The organism is Burkholderia sp. TSV86 (assembly GCF_001522865.1).
Classification (GTDB): domain Bacteria; phylum Pseudomonadota; class Gammaproteobacteria; order Burkholderiales; family Burkholderiaceae; genus Burkholderia.
Genome location: NZ_LOWB01000115.1, coordinates 39,202 through 65,910 on the forward strand (window position 1 = coordinate 39,202; position 26,709 = coordinate 65,910).

The following is a 26,709-nucleotide window of genomic DNA, read 5'->3' on the forward strand; positions in this document are numbered from 1 at the left end:
CCAAACGCCCGGCCCGGTGCCTCGGGCCATCGCTGAACGATAACGGAGCGTCGACGATGCGACTCATCAGTTGGAACATCCAATGGGGACGGGATGCGAGCGGCGCGGTCGATCTCGCGCGCACGATCGACGCCGCACGCCAGCTCGCAGACTTCGACGTGCTATGCCTGCAGGAAGTCACGCGTGGCTTTCGGGCGCTGCCGGGCGGCCCGTCCGACGATCAGTATGCCGAATTAGCCGCGCTGCTGCCCGGCTACGACGTATTCGAGGCGATCGGCGTCGATCTGCCGCCGCGCGCGCCAGGCGCGCCGCGGCGGCAATTCGGCAACGCCCTCGCGACCCGGCTGCCCGCCGAGCGCGTGCTGCGCCATGCGCTGCCGTGGCCGGCGAGTGCCGACGCGCCGTCGATGCCGCGCTGCGCGCTTGAAGTCACGCTGCGCGCGCGGTTTGGCGCGGTGCGCGTCGTCGTCACGCATCTCGAGTATTACTCGGCAATGCAACGGCTCGCGCAAATCGACGCACTCAGGCGCCTGCATCGCGAAGCTGTCGCGCATGCGCGCGACAGCGCGCCTGCTGAAACGCTCGACGGCCCGTTCACGGCATCGGCGCGCGCCGCCGATGCAATCGCCTGCGGCGATTTCAACAGCGCATACGCGAGCGCCGCGTATCGGCGTTTCGTCGCGCCGTTTCCGGACGCGCCGCGCTTTGTCGATGCGTGGCTCGCCCGCCATCCGGGAAAAGCGCCGCCGCCGACGGCAGGCGTCTACGACACCGCACAATGGGCCGACGGACCACTCACATGCGATTTCGTATTCGTGACCGAAACGCTCGCCGAACGCATCGCACGCTGCGAAATCGACGGCGCGACACGCGCGTCCGATCATCAGCCGATCATGCTCGAACTGAGCGATGCCTGAACGTCAATCAGGGAATGGGAAAACAGGAAAACGCCCCGGCACCGGTCAGCGGAAACGGACGAATTGGCTATGCACAACCACGGGCGATCACGCGCCGAACGCGGCCAGATATTCGGCCCAATGCGGCGCCGGCTCTTGCAACAGCGCATTTTTCACGAGCACGATCTCGTCCGCATATTCGGTTGGCGTCAAGCCGCCTCGCATCTGCTGAAACCGGCAATACAGCAGATACGTGTTCACGACGTCGGTTTCGCAGTAATTGCGGATTTCGTCGAGCCGCCCCTGCTGGAACGCTGCCCACACTTGGCCGCCGTCCATCCCAAGCTTGCCCGGAAAACCGCACAGCTTCGCAAGCGCGTCGAGCGGCGCGTTCGCGCGCGGCTGATAGAGCGCGAGCAGATCCATCAGATCGGTGTGGCGCGTGTGATAGCGGGACAGATAATTGTTCCACTTGAATTCGCGATCGTCCTCGCCCATGTCCCAATAGCGCGGCGCGGCGACGCCGTGCACGAGCGCGCGGTAATGCAGCACCGGCAGATCGAAGCCGCCGCCGTTCCATGACACGAGCTGCGGCGTGTATTTCTCGATCACACGATAAAACGACTGGATCAGCACCGCCTCCGGATCGCCGGGCGTGCCGAGCGAGCGCACGCGAAAGCCCGTGTTGTCGCGAAACACGCACGAGATCGCGGCAATCCTCTGCAGATGATGCGGCAAGAAATCGCTGCCCGTCTTCTCGCGGCGCGCGGCGAACGCGTGCTCGGCGACCTCGGCGTCGGTGAGCGCGGCGGGCAAATCCTCGAGACGGCGAATGCCGTCGACATCGGGAATCGTCTCGATGTCAAAAACCAGAATCGGGGTCATCAATCAGTTACAAAACGGCGTCCTTGCGCACGCCATTGGATGCAAAAAACCGCTTGAGCCGCACGAGCGCCTCTTGCTGGATCTGCCGCACGCGCTCGCGCGTCAGACCCATCTCGTCGGCCAACTCCTCGAGCGTCGCGGGTTCGATGTGGTTCAGCCCGAAGCGTCGCTCGATCACATGCCGGTGCTTGTCGGACAGGCGCGACAGCCACGCGCGCGTCAGCGTCTCCAATTCGCGGTGCTGGACTTCCGCGTCCGGCGATTGGCTTTGGTCGTCCGGCAGCAGGTCGAGCAGACTGCTCGCCGGATCGAGATCGAGCGGCGCATCGAGCGAGGCGGTGTGCTCGTTCAGCGCGAGGATGTCGGTGACCTCTTCCGCGGTCTTGCCGGTCAGGTACGCGATGTCGTCGATGCTCGCTTCGCGGCGCTCGGCCGCTTCGCCGGTCGACAACGAATTTTTTTCCAGATGGCGCTTTGCGCGCAGCACCTGATTCAGCTCGCGGATCACGTGCACCGGCAGGCGCACCGTACGCGCCTGGTTCATGATCGCGCGCTCGATACTTTGGCGGATCCACCAGGTCGCATAGGTCGAAAAGCGGAAGCCGCGCGTCGGATCGAACTTCTCGATCGCATGCATGAGCCCGAGATTGCCTTCCTCGATCAGATCGAGCAGCGGCACGCCGCGATTCAGATAGCCTTTCGCAATGCTGACGACGAGGCGCAGATTACGCTCGATCATCACCTGACGCGCATCGAACTCGCCCGCCTTCGCCAGACGCGAGTAGCGCTGCTCCTCCTCGACCGTCAGCAGCGGCTTCACGCTGATTCGATTCAGATAGTGCTGGATCGTGTCGGCGGTAAGCTCCGCCTGCAGCAGCGCGCGGAAGTCGTCGATATCGGGCGGCGCGTCGGCGGCTTGCCGCTCGTCGGCCGCGTCATCGGCATCGGCCGCCTCGGCATCGTGAGGTTCGTAATCATGCTCGTTATCGGCGACGTCGTCGTCGCCCGTCGAAGCGCCAGTTCGCCCCGCCGAGGATTGCGTGGCACGACTGATCTTCTCAGGTTCGGCATGCAGCGGGTGGCGCTTCGATTTCGGCATGGTCGTCTCGTTTATTGAGGCGGCAAATACTTCAGCGGATCGACAGGTTTACCCTGCCGGCGAACCTCGAAATGCAACATCACGCGGTCGGAATCGCTATTGCCCATTTCCGCGATTTTCTGCCCCTTCGTCACCGCGTCCCCCTCTTTTACCATCAAAGCGCGGTTGTGTGCATACGCAGTGAGATAAGTCGCATCGTGCTTGATGATAATAAGATTGCCATAGCCGCGCAGCCCGTTGCCGGCATAGACCACACGGCCTTCCGCGGCGGCCTTCACGGCTTCGCCCGCGGTGCCGCCGATGTTGATTCCCTTGTTCTTCGAATCGTCGAACGTATTCAAGAGCGCGCCGCGCACGGGCCACGCAAACGACACGTTGCTCGCGGCAGGCGCGGCCGCCTCGGTGGACGCCGCAGCCGGCGCCGAACTCGCGCTGGAACCGGAGCCGTAGATCGGCGGCACGGCCGGGCCGCTCGACAGCGGCGGCGTCGCCGCCGCACCGCCCGCAGCCGGCGCGGCGGTAGTCACGCCGCCTGCAGGCGGCGCGACGCGCAGCAACTGATCGACTTCGATCTGGTTCGGGTTCGTGAGATTGTTCCACGCCGCGATATCGCGATAGTTCTGGCCATTCTCGAGCGCGATCCGATAAAGCGTATCGCCCGGTTTCACCCGGTAGAAGCCAGGGGGAGCAGGCGGCAGCGGCGCTGCGGGCTGGGTGGCGGCCGTCGCACCGAGCGAACCGGAACGGTCGACGACAGGCGCCTGGTCGAGCCGCGTCGCGCAAGCGGCGAGCAGCATGAAAGCGGCCATGCAAATCGCGCGCTGAGCGAGCGAGAGCGGAACCTTCGAACGATTGTTTTGCATCGCACGCAACATACTCATCGGTATCAAATCACTCCGGATTTTAAAGGGACAAAGAAAACGCGATCAAGCCGCGATTCGCGCCACTGCGCGGGCGCGACACGCTCGACGAGCGTCAATACCTGCTCGCCTTCCTGCCCGCCGACAGGCGCGACGAGCCGGCCGCCGATCGCCAGTTGTTCCAGCAGCGTGCGCGGCACGTCGAGCCCCGCCGCGGCGATCACGATCGCGTCGAACGGCGCGGCGGCGGGCAGCCCGACACATCCGTCGCCGTAATGCAAGCGGATATTCGGCACGCGCAACGGCCGCAAATTCAATTTTGCCCGCTCATAGAGCGGCTTCACGCGTTCGATCGAATAGACGTCGCGTGCGACGCGGCTCAGCACCGCGGCTTGGTAACCGCAGCCGGTGCCGATTTCGAGCACGCGCTCGAGCGCCCGGCCAGCCGCGGCGAGTTCGATCATGCGTGCGACGACGGACGGCTTCGAGATCGTCTGCTGATGCCCAATCGGCAGCGCCGCATCTTCGTATGCCTGCGCAGCCAGCCCGGGATCGACGAACATATGGCGCGGCACGGCCGCCATCGCGGCAAGCACGCGCGAATCGGTCACGCCGTTGGCTTGCAGCCTTTCGACCATTCGCTCGCGCACCCGTTCCGAGGTCAATGCGAGCGCACCCGCCAACGCGACATTCGGCGTGGCGCTCTTGTCGCCGCCACGCCGGGCAGCGCCGCCCTGGCTCGCCGCATGGGCCGCGCCTGCGGCATGCTTGGCCGCGCGGGCGGCCTTCGGCGCAGACGCTGCCTTTGGGCCGGGCGCCGGTTTCGGTGCGGATGCGCTCGTCAACGGCGACGCGCCGCCGCCCTGCCCCGCGCGCCAATTCTGCACCGCCGCCGGCGCCCCGGCGGGCGCGGTCACCGCCGTCGCGACGCGCTGACGCGCGGCATCGCTCGCGCTGCGTTCAGCCGTGCGCATATCGGCCTTGCGCGGCTCGCGCTTCAGATCTTCGAGCGCGAGCGGAAACCGCTTCGCGCGCTCGCCGCTCATGAAGCGCCGCCCCGCGCGCGCGCCCACTCGCAGGTGGCCGACAGCATCTGGGTATGGGTGAGATCGAGTTGCAGCGGCGTGATCGACACGAAGCCCTCGGCGACCGCGTGAAAATCCGTGCCGTCGCTCGCATCGCGGGCTTCGCCGGACGGCCCGATCCAGTAGATCGGCTCGCCTCGAGGGTTGGTTTGGCGGATCACTGGCTGCGACGGATGCCGCTTGCCGAGCCGCGTCACCCGCCAGCCCTTGAGCGCGTCGTAGCTGCGATTCGGAATGTTCACGTTCAAAAGCGGCTGCCCGGCGAGTGGATGCGCAAGATAGTGGCGCACGATCTCGGCCGCGACGCGCGCCGCATCGGCCAGATGCGCCCAGTCCTTGTCGACGAGCGAGAACGCGATCGCCGGCACGCCGAACATGATGCCTTCCGTCGCGGCGGCGACCGTGCCGGAATACAGCGTGTCATCGCCCATGTTCTGGCCGTTATTGATCCCCGAGACAACGAGGTCGGGCTGCGCGTCAAACAACCCGGTCAATGCGACGTGCACCGAGTCGGTCGGCGTGCCGTTCACATAGTAGAAACCCGAGGTTGCCGAGCGCGACACCGATAACGGCCGCGACAGCGTCAGCGAGTTCGAGGCTCCGCTGCAATTCTGTTCGGGCGCCATCACCGTGACGTCGGCAAACGGGCACAGCGCTTCGTAAAGCGCGGCGATACCGGGCGCGAGATAGCCGTCGTCGTTACTGAGTAGGATTCGCATCCGGCGATTGTAACCGAGGAAAGATTGCGCGAGAGCGACAGCTAGGCGGCTCGACGTGCGCCAACGGCGACGCGGCGCCGGCCGTGGCTCGCGCCCGCATGCAGGCGGGCCGGCGGCCACGCGAAGCACCGGCGCCCGGGCTAGCGCGCCGCGCTCAAATCGCCCGCTTGTCGCGCAGCGCGGCGATCGCCGGCGCGTCGTAGCCCAGCTCGCGCAGCACTTCGTCCGTGTGCTCGCCAAGCTCGGGGCCGAGCCAACGCGTCTCGCCCGGTGTGCCGGACAGTTTCGGCGTGATGTTCGGCAACGCAATCTCGTTGTCGCCGGCCCATTTGAAACGCTGGATCATCTCGCGTGCGGCGAACTGTGGATCGGCGAACATGTCGGCCACGCTATAGATCCGCGATGCCGGCACGTCAGCCGCGTTCAGCACCGCGAGCGCGTCATCGATCGTGCGCGGCGCGAGCCACGCGGCGATCGCCGCATCGATTTCGGCAGTGCGCGGCACGCGTCCGTCGTTGTGCGCGAGCGCCGGGTCGTCGGCGAGATCGTCACGTCCGATCGCCTTCATCAGGCGCTTGAAGATCGGATCGCTGTTGCCGCCGATCACGATACTGCCGTCGCGGCACGCATAGGTGTTCGACGGCACGATACCCGGCAGCGACGCGCCCGTGCGCTCGCGCACCAGCCCGTAGACGCCGTACTCCGGCACGACGCTTTCCATCATGTTGAAAACGGCCTCGTAAAGCGCGACGTCGACCACCTGCCCCGCGCCGCCGTTCACATGACGGTGATGGAGCGCCATCAGCGCGCCGATCACGCCGTGCAGCGCGGCGATCGAATCGCCGATCGAAATGCCGATACGCGGCGGCGGACGGTCAGGATAGCCGGTGATATGGCGCAGCCCGCCCATCGATTCGGCAATCGAGCCGAAGCCGGGACGATCGCGGTACGGCCCCGTCTGCCCGTAACCGGACAGGCGCACCATCACGAGGCCGGGGTTTTCAGCGGCAAGCATGTCATAACCGAGACCAAGTTTTTCGAGCAGACCTGGCCGGAAATTCTCGATCACGACGTCGGCGTCGCGCGCGAGACGGCGCACGATTTCCTTGCCGTCGTCCGACTTGAGGTTGACCGTCACCGATTTCTTGTTGCGCGCCTGCACCGCCCACCACAGCGACGTACCGCCCGCCTCCGGATACAGCTTGCGCCACTTGCGCAGCGGGTCGCCGCCGTCCGGGTCCTCGATCTTGATGACCTGCGCACCGAATTCGGCGAACAGGCGCGCAGCGAATGGCCCCGCGATCAGCGTGCCGAGCTCGAGCACCTTGACACCCGCGAGCGGGCCGTGGGTTGCGCTCATATCACTCTTCCTTGAATTGGACTGGGAAATGGAACCGGTTGACCGCGCGGATCGTGCGCAGTGCGACGCGGGGCGCTCCGTGCATCGGCCGCGGTCGGGCGACGATGAAGCGGCGCGAGCGTGCAAGCGCCCCCCACGCGCGCAATGCGCAGCACCGCCGCTAAAGCGTGCGCCTGTCGAGCATCGCGCGCGCGATCGTGCCCGCATCGACATACTCGAGCTCGCCGCCCACCGGCACGCCGCGCGCGAGCCGCGTGACGGCCAGACCGCGCGCCTTAAGCGTCTGCCCGAGATAATGCGCGGTCGCCTCACCTTCGTTCGTGAAGTTGGTCGCCAGCACGACCTCCTTTACGACACCGTCCGACGCGCGCCGCACCAGCCGGTCGAAATGAATTTCCTTCGGGCCGATTCCGTCGAGCGGGCTCAGACGCCCCATCAGTACGAAATACAGCCCGCGATAGGTCATCGTCTGTTCGAGCATGATCTGGTCGGCGGGCGTCTCGACGACGCAAAGCAGCGTCGGGTCGCGCTCCGAATCGCTGCAAACCTCGCAGATCTGCGCCTCGGTGAACGTATTGCACTTCTCGCAATGCCGCAGGTGCTCGGTCGCGAACAGCAACGAGCGGCCGAGCCGCGCGGCGCCATCCCGGTCGTGCTGCATCAGGTGATACGCGATGCGCTGCGCGGATTTCGGCCCGACGCCCGGCAGCGCGCGCAGCGCTTCGACGAGTTCGGACAGCGCGGAAGGCGGCTTGATGCTCATGCGCAATCGATGGAAATCGAACGGCCGCGCGTCAGAACGGCAGCTTGAAGCCCGGCGGCAGCGGCAGGCCGGCGGTCATCCCGCTCATCTTTTCCTGCGACGTCGCCTCGGCCTTGCGCACCGCGTCGTTGAACGCAGCGGCGACCAGATCCTCGAGCATGTCCTTGTCGTCGGCAAGCAGGCTTGGATCAATCGACACGCGGCGCACCTCGTTGCGGCAGGTCATCGTCACCTTGACGAGCCCGGCACCGGATTGGCCTTCCACCTCGACCAGCGCCAGTTGCTCCTGCATCTTCTTCATGTTTTCCTGCATCTGCTGGGCCTGCTTCATCAGCCCGGCGAGTTGACCCTTCATCATGGACGTGCTCCTTCGTAATCGTTTGTTGCGAACGGGCGCGATCTTAGCGCCCGCTGAGAAATATGGGAATCGCAAACCGGGCGCGTGCTGCGGCAGCGCCCGTGCGGCGTCAATGCAGCGTCGGTGCGGCGCCGTCCACCGCCCCCGCGTCCGGTCCGACAGGACGAATCGAACCCTCGACGATGCTTGCACCGAATTCGCGCAGCAGTTGCTGGATGAACGGATCGGCGCGCATCTCCTCTTCGGCTTCGCGCTGCCGCCGCGCATGCTCGGCGGCAGCGAGCGCGGCCGCGGTCCGGCGCGCCGGACCCACCTCGACCACGACGTCGACTGGCTTGCCGAGCGTCTCGGCCAACGCGGCCTTCAGTTTCGCGACTTGCGCGGCATCCGCGTATTGCGGAACAGGCACCGCGAGCTTCAGCGCACCGTCGTCGACCGATTTCAACTCGCTGCTAAACGCAAGCTGATAGGCAACGCCCGTGAGCGGCAGACTCGCGGCGAGCGCCGGCCACTCGCCGTCATAGCCGATCGCATCGAGCGCAATCGGCTCAGGCAGCGGCCGCGTGTCGACCGGTTGCGCTGGCGCGCACGCGGCAGACGGCGGCGTCAACCGCGCGTCGGCGGAACTGCTGTCGAATACCGGAACGAAGCCGTCGTCCGGCGGCGCGTAACCGTCGTCGATCGACAGCGGCACGTAATCGTCCGGCGGAATGTCCTCCCACGGCGGCGGCGCGTCGCTAGACGCAGATCTCGCGTCGGCCCGCGATGCGGCGTTCGCCGTGACGTCGCCATGCGCCGTGCGCGCACGCGGCGTCGGCACCGTCACTTGCACCCGCGACGCGGGCTTTGTGGCTGGCGGGCGCGCCGGCTCGGCAGAACGCGCGGCGCCCGCCGCGCGGCCGCGATCCGACGATACGCGCATGCCGGCATTGCGCAGCACGTCGAGCGCGGCGGCAGCGCCCGTCGCGCGAGACCCGGGCGCCCGGGCGGCGGGCGCCGATGACGCCGGCTCGACGACGCCCGCCTTCGCATCGCGCGCGGACGATGCCGGCTCGCTCGCGGAAGACGTTTGCGCATCAGCCAAGGAAGCCTGCGCGGCGGCATCGCCGGATGCCGATTCCGTTTCGAGGCCGGCAGCCGCGGATGCGTGTGCGGCATCACCGGCGGCCACACCCGCGAGCGCGCTCGATCCAGCGCTCGGCGCTACTGCCGCACGGCTTTGCGGCAGATCGGACTGAAGGTTCAACGCTACGGCAGAGGCAAACGGCTGCGGCCCGCCATCGGCCTGCGCACCGCCCGACGCAACGCCGGCCTGCACGGGCGCCCCCTGCGGCCCGGCGCCGGACGCGACCGATTCGCTTCGCGCGCCACGCTCACCCGCCATATCCGTATCCGGTGCAACCGCGTCAACCGGCGACCGCACCGGCGCCGTATCGGGGCGCACGCCGCGCGCGGCGGCGGCTCCCAGCGCCGACGCAGATGCCGCTACGGGTGCTGCAGCAGCCTTCGCCGCCAACGCACGCGCATTCTCACCCGACTTCGCCGCCGCGCCGCCGTCCGGCACCGCGCGACCGCCGCCCGGCCCGCCGCCCGCTGTCGCCGGCTCGAACGCGAGCATGCGCAGCAGCGTCATCGTGAAACCGGCGTATTCGTCCGGCGCCAAGCCGAGTTCACTGCGCCCGATCGTCGCGATCTGGTAATAAAGTTGCACCTGCTCCGGGCTCAACCCTTGCGCGAAGCGGCGCAAATCGGCCGCCTCCGGCCATTCGTCGAGCACCGATGCCGGCGCGAATTGCGCCCACGCAATCCGGTGCAGAAGGCTCGCAAGATCTTGCAGCGCGGCCGAAAACGACAGGCTGCGCAACGCCATCTCGTCGGCGATCGCGAGAATTTGCGGACCATCGGCCGCAGCCAGCGCATCAAGAAGCCGCACCATGTAAGTCGAGTCGAGCGCGCCGAGCATGCCGGATACGGCCACCTCGGTCACCTCGTTCGCCGAATACGCGATCGCCTGATCGGTCAACGACAGCGCGTCGCGCATGCTGCCCTGCGCGGCGCGCGCCAGCAGGCGCAGCGCCTGCGGCTCGAACACGATCCGCTCGTCGCCAAGAATCCGTTCGAGATGCGACACGATATGCCCGGCCGGCATTTGCTTCAGATTGAATTGCAGACAGCGCGACAGCACCGTGACGGGAATTTTCTGCGGGTCGGTGGTCGCAAGAATGAATTTGACGTGCGGCGGCGGCTCCTCGAGCGTCTTCAGCATCGCGTTGAATGCGTGGTTCGTCAGCATGTGCACTTCGTCGATCATATAGACCTTGAAGCGCGCATCGACCGGCGCGTAAACCGCGCGCTCGAGCAGCGCGGCCATTTCGTCGACGCCACGATTACTCGCCGCATCCATTTCGACATAGTCGACGAAACGCCCTTCATCGATTTCGCGACATGCGCGACATACGCCGCACGGCTTGGACGTAACGCCCGTCTCGCAATTGAGCGCTTTGGCGAAAATCCGCGAAAGCGTCGTTTTGCCGACGCCGCGCGTGCCCGTGAAAAGATAGGCGTGATGCAAACGCCCGCCGTCGAGCGCGTGCGTAAGCGCCCTGACGACGTGCTCCTGGCCGACGAGCGAAGCGAAATCCTTCGGACGCCATTTGCGTGCGAGAACTTGATAGGTCATCAGGAAATTGTATCAGCAACGCCGCGCTGCGCCGACAAGCCCAACGCCCCGAACGAACGCGACAAAACGCAGCCAGACGCGCGCGACGATGATACGCAACCGACGTGCAGTGGGCAGAGCAAACAGGGGGAAAGACGAAAAGGCAGGAGAGGAAGTGGAAGGTGACGAGCCCGACCCTCGGCACTGGCGGAAAACGGCTGTGGCTGCTTCGTTCCCGACCTGACCAGGTTGACCGCCCCACCATGCGAGGAGGCCCGTCACGGCGCATTCTAACACCGCTTCATGCGCAACGCGACCGTTATCGTATCGCGCCCGCCCGCGCGGCGCCGAATCGGCCAGCCCGGGCATACTCGGCGCGCGCCGGCCAAAGCGCCCATGTCCGGGTCCGAAACCTGCTCGTTACACGGCGCCCTCTTGCAATCCGAACGGCCGCTCCCATATAGCCGTCACACGGACGCCGAAGCCGGGGCATGCAGTACGCCCCTATTCACGTGACGGCTACTATCGCCGTCAACAACGGATAGCAATTTAGGCTAATATGACGCCCGAATGACCCGCGAACCGCGGCACGCAGCGCTCACGCCCTTCTTTTCGCAAGAGCGGAGCCTCCCGCCCCGGCAACCGGCAAAGCCCTCGGGCGGCCGGCGCAGGCGGTCCCCGAAACGAAAGAGGTACTAACACAATGAGCGAACAGATCAAACACATCAGCGACGCATCGTTCGAACAGGACGTCGTCAAGTCCGACAAGCCCGTGCTCCTGGACTTCTGGGCCGAATGGTGCGGCCCGTGCAAGATGATCGCGCCGATCCTCGACGAAGTCGCGAAAGATTACGGCGAAAAGCTGCAAATCGCGAAAATCAATGTCGACGACAACCAAGGCACGCCAGCGAAATTCGGCGTGCGCGGCATCCCGACGCTGATTCTGTTCAAAAACGGCGCCGTGGCCGCGCAAAAGGTTGGCGCATTGTCGAAATCGCAATTGACCGCATTTCTCGACAGCCATCTCTAATCGGCCGAATCATGCGCACGTGTTGTCAGCCGGCAACACGTGCGCCGAGAAATCCGCCAGCCGGGCGCTCAAGCCCGAATTGGCGTGTGCTAGAATCAAAAGCGTCGTTAAGACGACTATAAATCTCTGAGCGCTTCCGCTCGCCCTCCTCCCTATTTCTTTTCGTCGCATCTCCTCCCTGGCGGGATCTCCGTATGCATTTATCCGAGCTCAAGTCTCTGCACGTGTCCGAATTGATCGAAATGGCCAACGGCCTGGAGATCGAAAACGCGAACCGCCTGCGCAAGCAGGAGTTGATGTTCGCCATTCTCAAAAAGCGCGCCAAGACGGGGGAAACGATCTTCGGCGACGGCACGCTCGAAGTGCTGCCCGACGGCTTCGGCTTTCTGCGTTCGCCGGAAATGTCGTACCTCGCAAGTACGGACGATATCTACATCAGCCCGTCGCAGATCCGCCGCTTCAACCTGCACACCGGCGACACGATCGAAGGCGAAGTCCGCACGCCGAAGGACGGCGAGCGCTACTTCGCGCTGGTGAAGGTCGACAAAGTCAACGGGCAGCCGCCCGAGGCCTCGAAACACAAGATCATGTTCGAGAACCTCACGCCGCTGCACCCGAACAAGCCGCTGCTGCTCGAGCGCGACATGCGCGGCGAGGAAAACGTCACGGGCCGCATCATCGACATGATCGCGCCGATCGGCAAGGGCCAGCGCGGGCTGCTCGTCGCGTCGCCGAAGTCGGGCAAGACCGTGATGCTTCAGCACATCGCGCACGCGATCAAGCAGAACCATCCGGACGTGATCCTGTTCGTGCTGCTGATCGACGAGCGCCCCGAAGAAGTGACCGAAATGCAGCGCTCGGTCGCGGGCGAAGTGATCGCGTCGACGTTCGACGAACCGGCCACGCGTCACGTGCAGGTCGCCGAAATGGTGATCGAGAAGGCCAAGCGCCTCGTCGAGATGAAGCACGACGTCGTGATTCTGCTCGACTCGATCACGCGTCTCGCGCGCGCGTACAACACGGTGATCCCGGCGTCGGGCAAGGTGCTCACGGGCGGCGTGGACGCGAATGCGCTGCAGCGCCCGAAGCGCTTCTTCGGCGCGGCGCGCAACATCGAGGAAGGCGGCTCGCTGACGATCATCGGCACCGCGCTGATCGAAACCGGCAGCCGCATGGACGACGTGATCTACGAAGAGTTCAAGGGCACTGGCAATATGGAAGTGCACCTCGAGCGCCGTCTCGCGGAAAAGCGCGTGTATCCGTCGATCAATCTGAACAAGTCCGGCACGCGCCGCGAGGAAATGCTGATCAAGCCGGATATCCTGCAAAAGATCTGGGTGCTGCGTAAGTTCATCCACGACATGGATGAAGTCGAGGCGATGGAATTTCTGCTCGACAAGATCCGTCAGACGAAGGGCAACGGCGAATTCTTCGACCTGATGCGCCGCGGCGGCTGACGGACCTTGCGTGGCGCCGCGCACGAAAAACCGCCCGCCGGGCGGTTTTTTTTACGCGCCAATCTGTACGTGAACGTACACGTTGATCTATAATCGCCGCCATCCCTGCTTCGTCATCCTCAGAATCCCGCGCGATGAGCAACTCCCCGCCCACCCTGCCCACCCTGCTGCTGACCGTGCGCGACGCTGCCGAACGGCTCGGCGTGACGCCGCGCACACTGAAGTATTACGAGGAGCGCGGGCTCGTCACGCCGTCGCGCAGCGAAGGTCGTTATCGGCTGTACGACGCCGACGACCTCGAACGCTTCGCGCGCATCCTGCGTCTGCGCGCGCTCGGTTTTTCGCTGCACGGCATCACCGAAATGCTCAAGCGCCCGCTCGAGGCGACGGCCGACGGACGGCGGCGCTATTCGGACGCGTCGCTGCGCGAGATTCACGCGGATCTCACGCACCAGATCGCGACGCTCGATGCGCGTATCGCCGCCGCGCAGCGCGAGTTGAACGAAGTACACGCGCTGAAGAAGGAATTGCAGCGCGATATCGATTACGTCGAGCGCCGGCTTGCCGGCGAGAGCGCCGAAGACTTGATCGCGCGCCGCCGGGCAGCCGCGCAGGGCCGCCGCGCACGCGCAGGCGTCAAATGAGCGCGCCGCCCAGCCGGCCGCCGCTCTGGAGCACCGCGAATCTGCGCGGCGATTTCTTTCCATGGGTGCTTGCGATCGTCACCGGGCTCGATTACTTCGACAACGCCATCTTCTCGTTTTTCGCGAGCTACATCGCGGGAGGCATCAACGCGTCGCCGGACGAACTCGTCTGGGCGTCGAGCGCCTATGCGGTGACCGCCGTGCTTGGCATCCTGCAGCAGCAATGGTGGATCGACCGGCTTGGACATCGCCGCTACGTCGCCGGATGCATGCTGATGTTCTCGCTAGGCGCGGGCGCCGCGGCGCTCGCCGACACATCGATCGAACTCGCGTTCGCGCGCGGCTTCCAGGGCTATTTCATCGGCCCGATGATGGGCGCATGCCGGATTCTGATTCAAATCAGCTTCACGCCCCAGGCCCGCGCGCGCGCGACGCGCGCGTTCCTCATCATGCTGCTGCTCGGCAGCGCGCTCGCGCCGATTGCGGGCGGCCTCCTCGTCGCGCATTTCACATGGCGCGCGCTGTTCGCCTGCTCGATACCGGCGGGCATCGGTTTCGCGGCGCTCGCGTTCGCCGCACTCCCCGACTCCGGCTATGCGCCGCCCGACGAGCGCGAAAACGGCTATTTCTGGCCATATGTGATTTTCGCGCTCGCGCAAGGCGCGCTGCAGATCGTCATGCAACAGGTGCGCTTCCAGCTTTTCACCGGATCGCCGACACTCGTACTGCTGACGGCGGCCGGGCTCGCCGCGCTCGCCTGGTTCGGCTATCACCAATGGCATCACCCGGCGCCGCTCGTGCGGCTGCAGCCGTTTCGCAAACGCACGTTCCAGGTCGGGCTGCTGCTCTACATGTTCTATTACTACGAGACGACGGGCTTCAGCTATTTGATTTCGCGTTTTCTCGAAAGCGGGCTCGGCTATCCGGTCGAAAACGCCGGGCGCCTGGTGGGCGCGACATCGCTGATCTCCGCGACCGCGCTATTCGTTTATCTACGCTACGCGAAGCTCATCACGCACAAGAAATGGATCATCGTGCCCGGCTTCGCGATCGCCGCTACAGCCGCGCTATGGATGTCACGCATGCCGCCCGACGTCGACGAGGCCGCGCTCATCGCGCCGCTGCTGCTGCGCGGGCTACTGCTGCTGTTCATCGTGCTGCCGGTCGCGAATTTGACGTTCCGCGTGTTCGAGATCGACGAGTATACGCACAGCTATCGGCTGAAGAACATCGTGCGCCAATTGACGATCTCGTTTGCGACGGCCTCCGTGATCATCATCGAACAACATCGGCTCGCGGTACACCAGACGCGGCTCGTCGAGCACGCAAACGTCTACAACCCGATCTTTCAGCAAACCTTCGCCATGCTGACGCGCAGCTTCGAGGCTGCCGGCCACGCATTGAACGAAGCCCACGCGCTCGCACTCGTCCAGGTGAGCCGGACCATTATGCAGCAGGCGTCGTTTCTGTCCTCGCTCGACGGGTTCCACTTCCTGATCGGCGTCGCCGTGTGCGGCTGCCTGTTCGCCGCCTGGCAAAAAGAGATCGATTGAGGTACGTTTAGCGCCTGTCGCTTCACCCCGCCGTTTCGATGCTCACCAAACTCACCCGATGGTTCGATGCGCGCCGCCGCGACCGCGCGCTGCGCACCCACCCGATCCCGGAGCCGCTCTGGCAACAAACGCTCGAGCGCCTGCCGTTCCTCACGTATTTGTCGGCCGGCGATTTGCAGCGCCTGCGTGAGATGACGAGCCTGTTTCTCGCGCAAAAATCGTTCTCGACCGCTCACGAGCTGGAACTCACCGATGCGATCGCGGTGGGTATCGCCGTGCAGGCGTGCCTGCCCGTGCTGAATCTCGGGCTCGATCTGTACCGGGGCTGGGTCGGGATCGTTGTCTATCCCGGCGAGTTCGTGATCCGCAAGACGGTCGAGGACGAGGACGGCGTCGTCCACGAAATCGAGCATGATGCGAGCGGCGAAGCATGGGAAGGCGGCCCCGTGATTCTGTCGTGGGAAGACGTGCAGATGACGCACGCACGGGAGGCGTACAACGTCGTGATCCATGAGTTCGCGCATAAGATCGACATGATCAGCGGCGCGGCGAACGGCCATCCGCCCCTGTTCCGGCGCTGGCACGCGCCCGAGCTTGACAGCGCGCGTTGGGCGGACGTCTTCGACCACGCATACGATCGCTTCTGCGACCGCGTCGACGCGGTGCCGGAACGCGCATGGCCGCGCTTCGAGCGCGACTCGCTGATCGATCCGTATGCGGCCGACCACCCGTCGGAGTTCTTCGCGATTTGCAGCGAGGCGCTGTTCGTCAAGCCGCGGCCGTTCGAGGCCGAATTTCCCGAGCTGTATGCGCTGCTCGCCCGCTATTACCGGCAAGATCCCGCGCAAACGGGCATCCTCACGGGCGCGCCCGCGCGCATTTGACAAAAAATTCGCCAAGCATCTGATTTTCTGGCATAATTGCGAGCTTTCGACCTCAGGCAAGTGGCTCGCGCCGGGCTTTGGCGGCTGCGTAACGAACTGGTAAGAACTGGCGAACTGGCTGACTCAAACCAGACGGAACACAATCGCGGGCGACGCAACGGCGTTCGCGGCATCGCGAAAAGCGGCGGGCTGGCTACCGTTTTTACTCAGGAAAAACCATGAAACAAGGCATTCACCCGGATTACCGCGAAGTCGTTTTCCAAGACATGTCGAACGGCTTCAAGTTCGTGACGCGCTCGACGATTCAAACGCGCGAAACGATCGAACTCGACGGCAAGACCTATCCGCTCGCGAAGATCGAAGTGTCGTCGGAATCGCACTCGTTCTACACCGGCCAGCAGAAGATCATGGACACGGCCGGCCGTGTCGAGAAGTTCAAGAACAAGTTCGGCGCACGCGCAAACGGCAAGGCCGCGAAGTAAGCGTCGCGTGCTTACCGGCCCTCGCGTCGCGCTCGGCCGGTTCCGCAGAAAAAGGCAGCCCAGGCTGCCTTTTTTTGTCTGCGCTCAACCCGTGCCGCCGCCTGCCGACGCGCGGCCCGACCGGCTTCTGACGCGTATGACGCCGTGCGTCTACAATGCCGGATGCTCAAAACGGCCCGCCGCTCACCCGGCGGGCGCTTCGCCCATCCTCTGCCTTCCATCTGCATGAAGCCTGTCGTCCGCCTCACCGCTTCCGCCACTCGCGCGCTACCGCGCTGGCTGCTGCTCACGCTTTGCATCGTCTATGCGGCGTTCGGGCTGTTCGGCCGGGATCCGTGGAAGAATGAGGACGCTGCGGGCTTCGGCGTGATGTGGACGATGGCGCAAGGCGGGCTGCAGGACTGGCTGCTGCCGAACCTCGTCGGCAAATTCGTCACGTCCGACGCGCCGCTCGGCTATTGGCTCGGCAGCCTCGCGATCCGCGCGCTGCCGTGGGTCGATGCGAGCAATGCATCGCGCGTCTATGCGGGCGTGCTGTTCTGCGTCGCGGCTGCATTCGTTTGGTACGCCGCGTATCTGCTCGGCCGGCGCGCCGAAGTGCAGCCGTTCAAGTACGCGTTCGGCGGCGAGCCCGAGCCGCGCGATTACGGCCGCACGCTCGCCGACGGCGCGCTCCTCGTGCTGCTCGCGTGCTTCGGCCTTGCCGAGCGCGGTCATGAAACCACGCCGCAGCTCGCGCAGTTTGCGTGGATCGCGATGCTCGTCTACGGGCTGGTGCGCGCGATCGACAAGCCCACGCAAGGCGCGCTGTGGTGGGGCCTCGCGCTCGGCCTCGTCGCGCTGTCAGGCAATCCCGTGGTGGTTACCGCGCTTGCGCTCGGCACGTTCGCGCTGTATCTCGTCACCCCCGAGATCCGCTGCATGCAGGTGCCGGCGATCGGGCTGCCGCTCGCCGCCGCGATCTTCGCGCTCTGGCCGATCGCCGCGCTCGTCGCGTTTGCGGACGACGCGCGCTGGTTCCTCGATCAATGGCTGCACGGCAGCCTGATGCGCTTCTCCGGGCCGCCGACAGCCGTGCTCGCCTACGCGGCAAAGAACCTGCCGCTCTTCACCTGGCCGGCGTGGCCGCTCGCGATCTGGGCCTGGGTGAGCTGGGCCGGTCTGCGCCGCCGGCCGCACATAGCGATTCCGCTCGCGGTCGTCGTGCCGCTCGTCGCGCTCGTGATCCTGCAAAGTCAGCAGACCAACCGGATGTATATGCTGCTGCTGCCGCCGCTCGCCGTCCTCGCGAGCTTCGCGCTGCCCACGCTCAAGCGCGGCGCGATCAATGCGATCGACTGGTTCGCCGTGTTGAGTTTCACGATCCTCGGCACGTTCGTGTGGCTCGTATGGCTCGCGTCGATGACAGGCTTCCCGCATCCGCTCGCACGCAACCTCGCACGCCTCGTGCCGGGCTACGAGCCGCACTTCAAGGTGCTGTCGTTCGTCTGCGCGGTTGCGGCGACGATATGCTGGCTGCTGCTCGTGCGCTGGCGTATCTCGCGCCAGCCCAAGGTGCTGTGGCGCAGCGTCGTGCTCTCGAGCGCCGGCACGACGCTGATGTGGGTGCTGCTGATGACGCTGTGGCTGCCGATCGTCAACTACAGCCGGACCTATCGCGACGTCGCGCAGCAAATCGCCGCGCACCTGCCGCCCGACTACGAATGCATCTCGCCCGTGCGCCTAGGCGACGCGCAGATCGCGACGTTCGCGTACTTCGGCGGCATGCATTTCTCGTTCGACGGCGACTGCGACGTGATCCTGCGTCAGGATCGCTCGGATTTCGGCGAACCCAGCTCGATGTCGCAATACGTATGGCGTCTCGTCTGGGAAGGCCGGCGCGCGGCCGACCGGGACGAACGCTTCCGTCTGTACGAACGGATCGAGCGGCCGAAAGCGCCCGTCAAACGCCGCTCGACACGCCCGGCGCGCCGCTGATCCATGCTCGGGAACATTCGCCGGATCGCCGGGCTCGCATGGCCCGTGCTGATCGGCCAGCTCGCGATCATTGCGTTCGGCGTGATCGACACCGCGATGGTGGGCCGCTTCTCCGCACTCGATCTCGCGGCGCTCGGGCTCGGCGCGTCGATCTACGTGTCGATCTATATCGGATTGACCGGTATTCTGTCGGCATTGCAGCCCATCGCGGGGCAACTGTACGGCGCGCGGCGCTATACGCAGATCGGTGAGGAAGCGCGCCAGGCGATGTGGCTCGCCGCATTGCTCGCGATCCCGGGCTTTCTGCTGCTGCATTTTCCCGAGCCGCTGCTGCGGCTCGCGCATACTCCCGCCGAGCTGCACGCGCGCACGCTCGCGTATCTGCGCATCCTGTCATACGGGCTGCCCGCGAGCCTGCTGTTCCGGATTTACAACGCGTTGACGAACGCGGCCGGCAAGCCGCGGCTCGCGATGATCCTGCAAGTCGGCGCGCTCGTCGTGAAGGTGCCGCTGAACATCTGGTTCATCTTCGGCGGCCTCGGGCTGCCTGCGCTCGGCGGCCCCGGCTGCGGCCTCGCGAGCACGCTGATCAATTGGATTCTCGCGTGCGTCGGCTTCATGCTGCTCGCAAAGCTCGATGTGTTCGCGCCGCTCGCGATCTTCTCGCGCTTCACGCCGCCGGTCTGGCAGCGCCAAAAGGCGCTGCTCACACTCGGCCTGCCGATGGGACTGTCGTATCTGATCGAGGTCACGTCATATACGTTCATGGCGCTGTTCATCGCGCAATTCGGCACGACCACGCTCGCCGGCCATCAGATCGCGGGCAATATCGGCGCGGTGCTGTATATGACGCCGCTGTCGATCGGCATTGCCGCGTCGACGCTCGTCGCGCGCGCAATCGGCGCCAACGAGATGGACGACGCCCGCACGCTCGGCTGGCACGCAATCGTGTTCGCCTGCATGATCGCATGCGCCTATGGCGCCGCCGTGCTCGCACTGCGTGCGGCAATCGTTTCGGCGTACACGCCGAACCCGGCCGTCGCCGCGGCGGCGCTGCCGCTCGTCGCGATCGTCGCGGTCTATCACTTCTTCGACGCGCTGCAGATCACCACCGCCTTCGTGCTGCGCGCGCACAAGATCGCCGTCGTGCCGACCGCGATCTATGCGCTCGCGTTATGGGGCATCGGACTGGGTGGGGGCTATCTGCTCGGCTTTGACGTGCTCGGCCTTGTGCCCGCTTCGCTGACCGGCGCGCGCGGCTTCTGGATCGCCAATGCCGCGAGCCTCGCGCTTGCGGGTGGCGGGCTCGTCTTCTATCTGCGCCGCGTGAGCCGGCGCCGGCCTGGGCCGGGCGCCGCGCAACCGGCGCAGCACGCCCATTGACACGCCCGCCAAGCGGCATGCGCGCCAGCGGACGGCGTGTCGCGCTGCGGCAATGCGGGCGGGCAAATGCGGGCGGTGCGGCGGCTCATGAGCCGCCGCACCGCCGATCCCCGTGGCCGTATCGCGTCAGTCGATAAACGGCCTGTCCGAATTTTCCGGGCTTCCCGCGTCTTCCCGCTTTTGCGCATCACGCTGCTCGAACACGTCCCGCGCGGCGAAAAGCGCATTGAGCGCAGCCGGAAAGCCGGCATACACCGCCATCTGCATGAATACCTCGACGATTTCGCCGCGCGTGACGCCGACGTTCAGCGCCGCGCCAATATGCACCTTCAACTGGGGTTGCGCCGTCCCAAGCGTGGCGAGCGACGCGAGCGTGGCGATCTCGCGCGAGCGCAGATCAAGCCCGGGCCGGCTGTAAATGTCGCCAAACGCGAATTCGACGAGCAGCCGCCCGAACTCTGGCGCCATCGGCGCGAGCGATGCAACGACTTGCTCGCCGGCCTCGCCGTCGATCTCTTTCAGCTTGTTCCAGCCCCGCGCGTAGCGGTCTTCGGTACAGGGTTCCATCGTTCGTCCTCATCAGCATGTGGATCATGATCCGGTTGAGATCGCGGCGCCTGTCGAATCGCGTCGCGCTCGGCATGCTCGTAGTAGGCGATCTTGTCGACGATCGCCTCGAGATTCGCCTGCAACGCATCGATCTGCGCACGCACTGCGTCGCGATGCGCGACGAGCAGCGCACGCCGCGCCCCGAGTGTCGCGTCGCCGCGTGCGCGCAGTTCGGCGAACGCCTGCATCGCGGCGATCGGCATGCCGGTCGCCCGCAGCCGCATCACGAAACGCAGCCAATCGAGATCGGCTGGCGCATACAGCCGGTGTCCCGCATGCGTGCGCGCGATCGATCGCAACAAGCCGGCTTGCTCGTAATAACGCAACGTATGCGTGGACACGCCGATCAACACGGCAACCTGCCCGATCGTCAATGCAGTTGGCGACGTTTGCTTCGATGCGTTCGACATGGCAAGCTCAAGGTTAGGACTTAGAGCGCACTCTAAGTCAAGTGCCGCGCCTGCGCCAGTCCCTGCCGCCACCCGCGATGCCCATTTCCGTCAAAGATCGTAAAAGCCGGCCGCGCACGCCGTCACAGCCTTTACAGTGCAGCCTGCGATAAGCAACACTGCCGCGCTGTCTTAAAAAGGGCATGCATTTATCCTATGCTTGAACGCAGCACCCGGCTCGCGCCGCGCGCGCGTTCGCTACGACAACCGTTCATCCGTTCCATCACAAGGGAGCCTTTCGCCATGCTGAAAAAGCTGCTGATGCTGGTCGTCGCATTGTCGCTTTCGCTGTCCGCAGCACTTGCCGGCGCTGTAGAGGTCAACACCGCCGACCAGGCGGCGCTCGAATCCGTGAAAGGCCTCGGCCCGGTGAAATCGAAGGCCATTCTCGATGAGCGCGCGAAAAACGGCCCGTTCAAGGACGCCGACGATCTCGCGAGCCGCGTGAAGGGCCTCGGCGCGAAATCGGTCGCGAATCTCGAAGCGGCCGGGCTGACGATCGGCGGCTCATCGGCGCCGCCGAGCGGCGCGAAGGCCAAGACTCATGCGGCAAAGCCGGCCACAACGGCCCCCGCTGCGACCACGCCCGCGCCGGCCACCGCGTCGCCCGCGCCGGCCACGCCCGCGCCCGCCCCGGCCACTGCGTCGCCCGCGCCGGCGGCCGCGAGCGCGCCGACGGCGGCGGCAAGCGCGCCGACCGCGAAAAAGACGCGCGCGTCGAAAAAGAAAGAGAAAACCGCCGCCGAAGCAAGCGCCGCAACCGACGCGAATGCGCCGGCCGCGGCATCGTCGCCGAAGGCCAAAGGCTCGAAGAAAGGCAAGAAGAGCAAAGCGGCGGCCGCGTCCGCCGCGTCGGGCGTCTGAATCCGGCGTCGCGCATCGCGCGGCGCTTTCGTTCCACCGGCGCCCTCGAGGCGCCGCATCAACCTAGCAGGTGAATCATGGGTCTACTCGATATCGTTGGCGGTCTGATCGGCGGTCAAGGCGGCAATCAGAACGCGCTCATCAGCGCCGCGCTGGAGCTCATCAACAATCAGCCCGGCGGCCTCAACGGCCTCATCGACAAATTCAAGGCAGGCGGCGCGGGCGACATCATCGGCTCGTGGGTGGGCAACGGCGCGAACCAGCAGATCTCGCCCGACCTGCTGCAAAACGTGCTCGGCTCCGAAGCAATCGGCTCGCTCGCCAGCAAGATCGGCATTGATCCGCAGCAGGCGTCCGGCATCCTCGCGCAAGTGTTGCCGCACGTGGTCAACGGTGCGACGCCGAACGGCGAAGTGCCGGCGGGCGGTCAACTCGACGCGTCGAACCTGATCGGCACGCTATCGCAGCTCGCCGGCCTGTTCGGCGGCAATAAGCAGGCGTAATACCGGGGGTAGGCGCCGCCCGGCGCGCGCCTCGAAACCGGCTCGCCAATAAACAAACACCCCGCGTAAGCGGGGTGTTTGCATTTGCCGGCCCAGTGCGCGTATCGGGCCGCAACCGGCAGGCGCAGCGCGACGCGGCCGCTCAATGCACGACGCGATCGAACACGAACTCGCCGTCCTGCACGTCGACCGGAATCACATCCTTCGGACCAAAGCGGCCCGCAAGGATCAGCTTCGCGACCGGATTCTCGATCTCCTGCTGGATCGCACGCTTCAACGGACGTGCGCCGAATAACGGATCGTAGCCGACCTTGCCGATCTGCTCGAGCGCGGCCTCGGACACGTCGAGCGCCATGTCGAGCTTCGCGAGCCGGTCGTGCAGGCGCGCAAGCTGGATCTTCGCGATCGACTGGATATTGCTGCGATCGAGCCCGTGGAATACGACGACGTCGTCGATCCGGTTCAGGAACTCCGGACGGAAGTGCTGCTTCACCTCGACCCAGACGGCATCCTTGATCTCGTCCTGCGGCGCGCCCGCCATCGACTGGATCACTTGCGAACCCAGATTGGACGTCATCACGATCACCGTGTTCTTGAAGTCGACGGTGCGCCCCTGCCCGTCGGTCATCCGGCCGTCGTCGAGCACTTGCAGCAGCACGTTGAACACGTCCGGATGCGCCTTTTCGATTTCGTCGAGCAGAATCACGCTGTACGGCTTGCGACGCACCGCTTCCGTCAGATAGCCGCCCTCCTCGTAGCCGACATAACCCGGCGGCGCGCCGATCAGCCGCGCGACGCTGTGCTTCTCCATGAACTCGCTCATGTCGATGCGGATCAGATGCTCTTCCGAATCGAACAGGAACGCCGCGAGCGCCTTGCACAGCTCGGTCTTGCCCACGCCCGTCGGACCGAGGAACAGGAACGAGCCATACGGACGGTTCGGATCGGCAAGCCCCGCACGCGAGCGGCGGATCGCATCGGCAACCGCGCTGATCGCCTCGTTCTGACCCACCACGCGCTCATGCAGCTTTTCCTCGATATGCAGCAGCTTCTCGCGCTCGCCCTGCATCATCCGCGATACCGGAATGCCCGTCGCGCGCGATACGACTTCCGCGATTTCTTCGGCGCCGACCTGCGTGCGCAGCAAACGCGGGCGCGACGGATTATGCTGCTCGCTCTCCTCGGCCTGCGTGACCTGCTTCAATTGCGCCTCGAGTTGCGGCAGCTTGCCGTACTGCAGCTCGGCAACCTTCTCGAGCTTGCCCTCGCGCTGCAGCCGCGCGATATCGGCGCGCACCTTCTCGATCTCCTCCTTGAGCTGCGCGCTGCCCTGCACCGCGGCCTTCTCGGCAGTCCAAATCTCCTCGAGGTCCGCGTATTCACGCCCGAGCCGCTCAATCTCCTCCTCGATCAGCGCCAGGCGCTTTTGCGACGCCTCGTCCTGCTCCTTCTTCACCGCCTCGCGCTCGATCTTCAGTTGAATCAGCCGGCGATCGAGCTTGTCCATCTCTTCGGGCTTCGAATCGATTTCCATCTTGATCTTCGATGCGGCCTCGTCGACCAGGTCGATCGCCTTGTCCGGCAGGAAACGGTCCGTGATGTAGCGGTGCGACAGCTCGGCCGCGGCAACGATCGCCGGATCGGTGATCTCGACGCCGTGGTGCAATTCATACTTCTCCTGCAAGCCGCGCAAAATCGCGATCGTCGCCTCGACGCTCGGCTCGTCGACCAGCACCTTCTGGAAGCGGCGCTCGAGCGCGGCGTCCTTTTCGATGTACTTGCGGTATTCGTCGAGCGTAGTCGCGCCGATGCAATGCAACTCGCCGCGCGACAGCGCGGGCTTGAGCATGTTGCCCGCATCCATCGCGCCCTCGGCCTTGCCCGCGCCGACCATCGTATGAATCTCGTCGATGAAGACGATCGTCTGGCCTTCGTCCTTCGCGATGTCGTTGAGCACCGCCTTCAGGCGCTCCTCGAATTCGCCGCGATACTTCGCGCCCGCGAGCAGCGCCGCCATGTCGAGCGACAGCACGCGCTTGCCCTTGAGCGTCTCCGGCACCTCGCCGTTGACGATCCGCTGCGCAAGCCCTTCGACGATCGCGGTCTTGCCCACGCCCGGCTCGCCGATCAGCACTGGATTATTCTTAGTGCGGCGCTGCAGGATCTGGATCGAGCGGCGGATCTCGTCGTCGCGGCCGATCACCGGATCGAGCTTGCCCGCCCGCGCGCGCTCGGTCAAATCGACGGTGTACTTCTTCAGCGCCTCGCGCTGGCTTTCGGCGTCCGCGCTATGGACCTGCGAGCCGCCGCGCACCGCCGCGATCGCCGTTTCGAGCGCCTTCCTCGTCAAGCCGTGCTGACGCGCGAGCCGCCCGGCTTCGCCCTTGTCGTCGGCCACGGCGAGCAAGAACATCTCGCTCGCGATAAAGCTGTCGTTGAGCTTCTGCGCTTCCTTGTCGGCCTGGTTCAACAAGCCGGCAAGCTCACGGCCGACCTGCACGTCGCCGCCTGTGCCCGTGACTTGCGGCAGGCGTGCGATTGCGTCGTTCAGCGAGCTTTGCAGCGCCTGCACATGAACGCCTGCACGCGACAGCAGCGAGCGCGCGGAGCCGTCCTGCTGCGCGACGAGCGCCGCGAGCACGTGGACGGGTTCGATGTATTGATTGTCGCGCCCGGCCGCGAGACTTTGCGCGTCCGCGAGCGCCTCCTGGAACTTGGTGGTGAGCTTGTCGATTCTCATGAATGAGACCTCCAATAGACGAATACCATCCAAATGAGGATGGTTATTCGCCTTTCAAGCCGGAATTTACTTGACATGCGACAAACCAAGGTCCAGCGCACGGCAGACACGCGAGCGCGCGAAACCGGCTCGTGCGCCCCGCGAATGAACGAGCGCGCGTCACGCGCAAGAATGGAAAGTCAGTCGGAAACCCGCAGCGACGGCGCATGAGAAACGCTCGCCGCGACAACCGGCACCGACACCGGCCGCAACCCGAGCAGCGCGGCGAGCTGCGGTGCGGGCGCGGACAGTTCGCCGATCGTGTGCTTGTCGAGTTCGGCGAAGAATGCGTCGAGCGCCGATGCGAACATGCCGCGCAGCAGGCACTGCGACTGAATCACGCAACTGCGATGCGACTCGGCCTCGCCCGAGAAGCAACCAACGAGCAGATAGTCGTTTTCGGTGGCCCGCACGACTTCACCGATCGTCAGCGACGACGACTGCGCGTTCAGGCGCAGGCCGCCATTGCGGCCGCGCACCGTCTCGATCCAGCCAAGCTCGCCGAGCTGCTGCACCACTTTCATCAAATGGTTCTTGGAGATACCGTATGCGTCCGAAATTTCCTGAATCGTCGACAAACCTTCGCCTCGGACCGCTAGGAATAGCATGACGCGCAAAGAGTAATCGGTGTAGTCGGTCAGTCTCATTGTGTGAAATGGACGCTGTGTCAGTGCGATCGGCGATTCCACGCGGGATAAAACGCGTGCCTGCCATTGCCGATCCGACGGCCGCATCATAAGATGCACGACGTCAGCACTTTTTATTGAAGGAGTGGCCATTTACTATTGTGCGACAAAATTGGCGGCCCGTGCTTCTTCGTTATCCTGCCCTTTTTAATGACCGATTTTTCCGCCGATCCGACCGATTCTCCGAATGACGCGCCGGCGCGCACCGCCGAGCCGACGCCGGCCAATATCCGCGCGCTAGTCGATGCCTTCTACGAATGTGTGCGGGATGACACGCTGCTTGGTCCCGTGTTCGAACGCGCACTCGCTGGCCGCTGGGGCGAGCATTTGCCGAAAATGGCGCATTTCTGGTCGAGCCTGGTGCTTGGCGACAAAAGCTATCGCGGCAACGTGCAGGCCGCGCATCAACCGCTGGAAGGGATCGAACCCGCGCATTTCAGCCGCTGGCTCACCCTCTTTCTGAAGACCGTCGACGCCCGCTATGCGCCGGCGGCGGCCGTGCGCTTCATCGAACCCGCGCTGCGGATCGCGCAAAGCCTGCAACTGAGCCGATTCGGCTGGGATTACCAGATTCCGCCCGAACAGCAGGCGATCCTCGATCTGATCGCGCCGAAGCGGCGCGACCATGACGACGGGCACACCCGCGCGCCGCGCGGCGAGCCGTTTCCGGCAAAGATCATCGGCCGGGCGCGCGACGGTACGTAGCCGGTTGCGCACGCGGCTCC

At 65.3% G+C, this 26,709-nt stretch carries 25 protein-coding genes and 1 other RNA gene; 12 read left to right on the forward strand and 14 right to left on the reverse strand.

Features of this window, described 5'->3' with window-relative positions; genetic code table 11:
* Nucleotides 1-56 precede the first annotated feature (56 nt).
* Nucleotides 57-917: an endonuclease/exonuclease/phosphatase family protein gene (locus tag WS68_RS21175; RefSeq protein WP_059572620.1), complete on the forward strand. Its 861-nt coding sequence runs from the start codon at nucleotides 57-59 to the stop codon at nucleotides 915-917.
* A gap of 87 nt (nucleotides 918-1,004) precedes the next feature.
* Here the strand turns inward: WS68_RS21175 and WS68_RS21180 are convergent, their stop codons facing one another.
* The 10 genes from WS68_RS21180 to ffs form a co-directional block, all read right to left on the reverse strand.
* Nucleotides 1,005-1,781 carry a 3'-5' exonuclease gene (locus WS68_RS21180; RefSeq protein WP_059572621.1) on the reverse strand — a complete coding sequence of 259 codons (777 nt, stop codon included), beginning with the start codon at nucleotides 1,779-1,781 and terminating at the stop codon, nucleotides 1,005-1,007.
* A gap of 7 nt (nucleotides 1,782-1,788) precedes the next feature.
* The gene (gene rpoS, locus WS68_RS21185; RefSeq protein ID WP_059572622.1) at nucleotides 1,789-2,880 is read right to left on the reverse strand and encodes an RNA polymerase sigma factor RpoS; all 1,092 of its coding nucleotides are present in this window, start codon (nucleotides 2,878-2,880) and stop codon (nucleotides 1,789-1,791) included.
* 11 nt (nucleotides 2,881-2,891) lie between these two features.
* Nucleotides 2,892-3,755 (reverse strand): peptidoglycan DD-metalloendopeptidase family protein, encoded by an 864-nt coding sequence (locus WS68_RS21190; protein WP_059572623.1) that lies wholly within the window; start codon nucleotides 3,753-3,755, stop codon nucleotides 2,892-2,894.
* 11 nt (nucleotides 3,756-3,766) lie between these two features.
* A complete protein-coding gene (locus WS68_RS21195; RefSeq protein ID WP_059572683.1) occupies nucleotides 3,767-4,786 on the reverse strand; it encodes a protein-L-isoaspartate(D-aspartate) O-methyltransferase in 1,020 nt (339 codons plus the stop codon).
* Nucleotides 4,783-5,544, reverse strand: coding sequence for a 5'/3'-nucleotidase SurE (gene surE / locus WS68_RS21200; protein WP_059572624.1), 762 nt, complete (start codon nucleotides 5,542-5,544; stop codon nucleotides 4,783-4,785). The genes WS68_RS21195 and surE overlap by 4 nt, the downstream gene beginning before the upstream one ends.
* A 154-nt stretch (nucleotides 5,545-5,698) precedes the next feature.
* Nucleotides 5,699-6,904 (reverse strand): CaiB/BaiF CoA transferase family protein, encoded by a 1,206-nt coding sequence (locus WS68_RS21205; protein WP_059572625.1) that lies wholly within the window; start codon nucleotides 6,902-6,904, stop codon nucleotides 5,699-5,701.
* A 160-nt stretch (nucleotides 6,905-7,064) separates the two neighbouring features.
* On the reverse strand, nucleotides 7,065-7,667 hold the full coding sequence (recR, locus tag WS68_RS21210; protein WP_082710200.1) for a recombination mediator RecR: 603 nt from the start codon (nucleotides 7,665-7,667) through the stop codon (nucleotides 7,065-7,067).
* A gap of 31 nt (nucleotides 7,668-7,698) precedes the next feature.
* The gene (locus WS68_RS21215) at nucleotides 7,699-8,025 is read right to left on the reverse strand and encodes a YbaB/EbfC family nucleoid-associated protein (protein ID WP_059469738.1); all 327 of its coding nucleotides are present in this window, start codon (nucleotides 8,023-8,025) and stop codon (nucleotides 7,699-7,701) included.
* A 109-nt stretch (nucleotides 8,026-8,134) separates the two neighbouring features.
* Nucleotides 8,135-10,705 carry a DNA polymerase III subunit gamma/tau gene (locus WS68_RS21220; RefSeq protein ID WP_059572626.1) on the reverse strand — a complete coding sequence of 857 codons (2,571 nt, stop codon included), beginning with the start codon at nucleotides 10,703-10,705 and terminating at the stop codon, nucleotides 8,135-8,137.
* Nucleotides 10,706-10,865: 160 nt separating this feature from the next.
* Nucleotides 10,866-10,964, reverse strand: an RNA gene (gene ffs, locus WS68_RS21225) — signal recognition particle sRNA small type.
* A 423-nt stretch (nucleotides 10,965-11,387) separates the two neighbouring features.
* Between ffs and trxA the strand changes: the two genes are divergently transcribed.
* The 8 genes from trxA to WS68_RS21265 all read left to right on the forward strand — a co-directional run bounded on the left by trxA (nucleotide 11,388) and on the right by WS68_RS21265 (nucleotide 20,094).
* The gene (trxA, locus tag WS68_RS21230) at nucleotides 11,388-11,714 is read left to right on the forward strand and encodes a thioredoxin TrxA (RefSeq protein ID WP_059518132.1); all 327 of its coding nucleotides are present in this window, start codon (nucleotides 11,388-11,390) and stop codon (nucleotides 11,712-11,714) included.
* A gap of 194 nt (nucleotides 11,715-11,908) precedes the next feature.
* A complete protein-coding gene (rho, locus tag WS68_RS21235; protein WP_059518134.1) occupies nucleotides 11,909-13,171 on the forward strand; it encodes a transcription termination factor Rho in 1,263 nt (420 codons plus the stop codon).
* 134 nt (nucleotides 13,172-13,305) lie between these two features.
* Nucleotides 13,306-13,815, forward strand: a complete 510-nt coding sequence (locus WS68_RS21240) for a MerR family transcriptional regulator (protein ID WP_059572627.1) — start codon at nucleotides 13,306-13,308, stop codon at nucleotides 13,813-13,815.
* Nucleotides 13,812-15,368 (forward strand): MFS transporter, encoded by a 1,557-nt coding sequence (locus WS68_RS21245; protein ID WP_059572628.1) that lies wholly within the window; start codon nucleotides 13,812-13,814, stop codon nucleotides 15,366-15,368. The genes WS68_RS21240 and WS68_RS21245 overlap by 4 nt, the downstream gene beginning before the upstream one ends.
* Nucleotides 15,369-15,406: 38 nt before the next feature.
* A complete protein-coding gene (locus tag WS68_RS21250; protein WP_059572629.1) occupies nucleotides 15,407-16,252 on the forward strand; it encodes a zinc-dependent peptidase in 846 nt (281 codons plus the stop codon).
* 218 nt (nucleotides 16,253-16,470) lie between these two features.
* Nucleotides 16,471-16,734, forward strand: coding sequence for a type B 50S ribosomal protein L31 (locus WS68_RS21255; RefSeq protein WP_059572630.1), 264 nt, complete (start codon nucleotides 16,471-16,473; stop codon nucleotides 16,732-16,734).
* 225 nt (nucleotides 16,735-16,959) lie between these two features.
* Nucleotides 16,960-18,711 (forward strand): ArnT family glycosyltransferase, encoded by a 1,752-nt coding sequence (locus tag WS68_RS21260; protein ID WP_059572631.1) that lies wholly within the window; start codon nucleotides 16,960-16,962, stop codon nucleotides 18,709-18,711.
* A 3-nt stretch (nucleotides 18,712-18,714) separates the two neighbouring features.
* Complete coding sequence (locus tag WS68_RS21265) at nucleotides 18,715-20,094, forward strand: MATE family efflux transporter (RefSeq protein ID WP_059572632.1); 1,380 nt, start codon at nucleotides 18,715-18,717, stop codon at nucleotides 20,092-20,094.
* 126 nt (nucleotides 20,095-20,220) lie between these two features.
* Here the strand turns inward: WS68_RS21265 and WS68_RS21270 are convergent, their stop codons facing one another.
* Entirely contained in the window at nucleotides 20,221-20,661 is a 441-nt protein-coding gene (locus WS68_RS21270) for a carboxymuconolactone decarboxylase family protein (RefSeq protein ID WP_059572633.1), read from the reverse strand.
* Nucleotides 20,613-21,113: a MerR family transcriptional regulator gene (locus WS68_RS21275; RefSeq protein WP_059572634.1), complete on the reverse strand. Its 501-nt coding sequence runs from the start codon at nucleotides 21,111-21,113 to the stop codon at nucleotides 20,613-20,615. Before WS68_RS21275 ends, WS68_RS21270 begins: the two co-directional genes overlap by 49 nt.
* A gap of 282 nt (nucleotides 21,114-21,395) precedes the next feature.
* Here WS68_RS21275 and WS68_RS21280 point away from each other — a divergent pair, with 282 nt between their 5' ends.
* Complete coding sequence (locus WS68_RS21280) at nucleotides 21,396-22,016, forward strand: ComEA family DNA-binding protein (RefSeq protein WP_059572635.1); 621 nt, start codon at nucleotides 21,396-21,398, stop codon at nucleotides 22,014-22,016.
* A gap of 77 nt (nucleotides 22,017-22,093) precedes the next feature.
* A complete protein-coding gene (locus WS68_RS21285) occupies nucleotides 22,094-22,519 on the forward strand; it encodes a YidB family protein (RefSeq protein WP_059572636.1) in 426 nt (141 codons plus the stop codon).
* Nucleotides 22,520-22,661: 142 nt separating this feature from the next.
* On the opposite strand, the gene clpB is transcribed toward WS68_RS21285, so the two are convergent.
* Both clpB and WS68_RS21295 read right to left on the reverse strand, forming a co-directional pair.
* Complete coding sequence (gene clpB / locus WS68_RS21290) at nucleotides 22,662-25,259, reverse strand: ATP-dependent chaperone ClpB (protein ID WP_059572637.1); 2,598 nt, start codon at nucleotides 25,257-25,259, stop codon at nucleotides 22,662-22,664.
* A gap of 179 nt (nucleotides 25,260-25,438) precedes the next feature.
* Nucleotides 25,439-25,945: an RrF2 family transcriptional regulator gene (locus tag WS68_RS21295; RefSeq protein WP_059572684.1), complete on the reverse strand. Its 507-nt coding sequence runs from the start codon at nucleotides 25,943-25,945 to the stop codon at nucleotides 25,439-25,441.
* Nucleotides 25,946-26,134: 189 nt separating this feature from the next.
* Here WS68_RS21295 and WS68_RS21300 point away from each other — a divergent pair, with 189 nt between their 5' ends.
* Nucleotides 26,135-26,689 carry a group III truncated hemoglobin gene (locus tag WS68_RS21300; RefSeq protein WP_059572638.1) on the forward strand — a complete coding sequence of 185 codons (555 nt, stop codon included), beginning with the start codon at nucleotides 26,135-26,137 and terminating at the stop codon, nucleotides 26,687-26,689.
* Nucleotides 26,690-26,709: the final 20 nt, after the last annotated feature.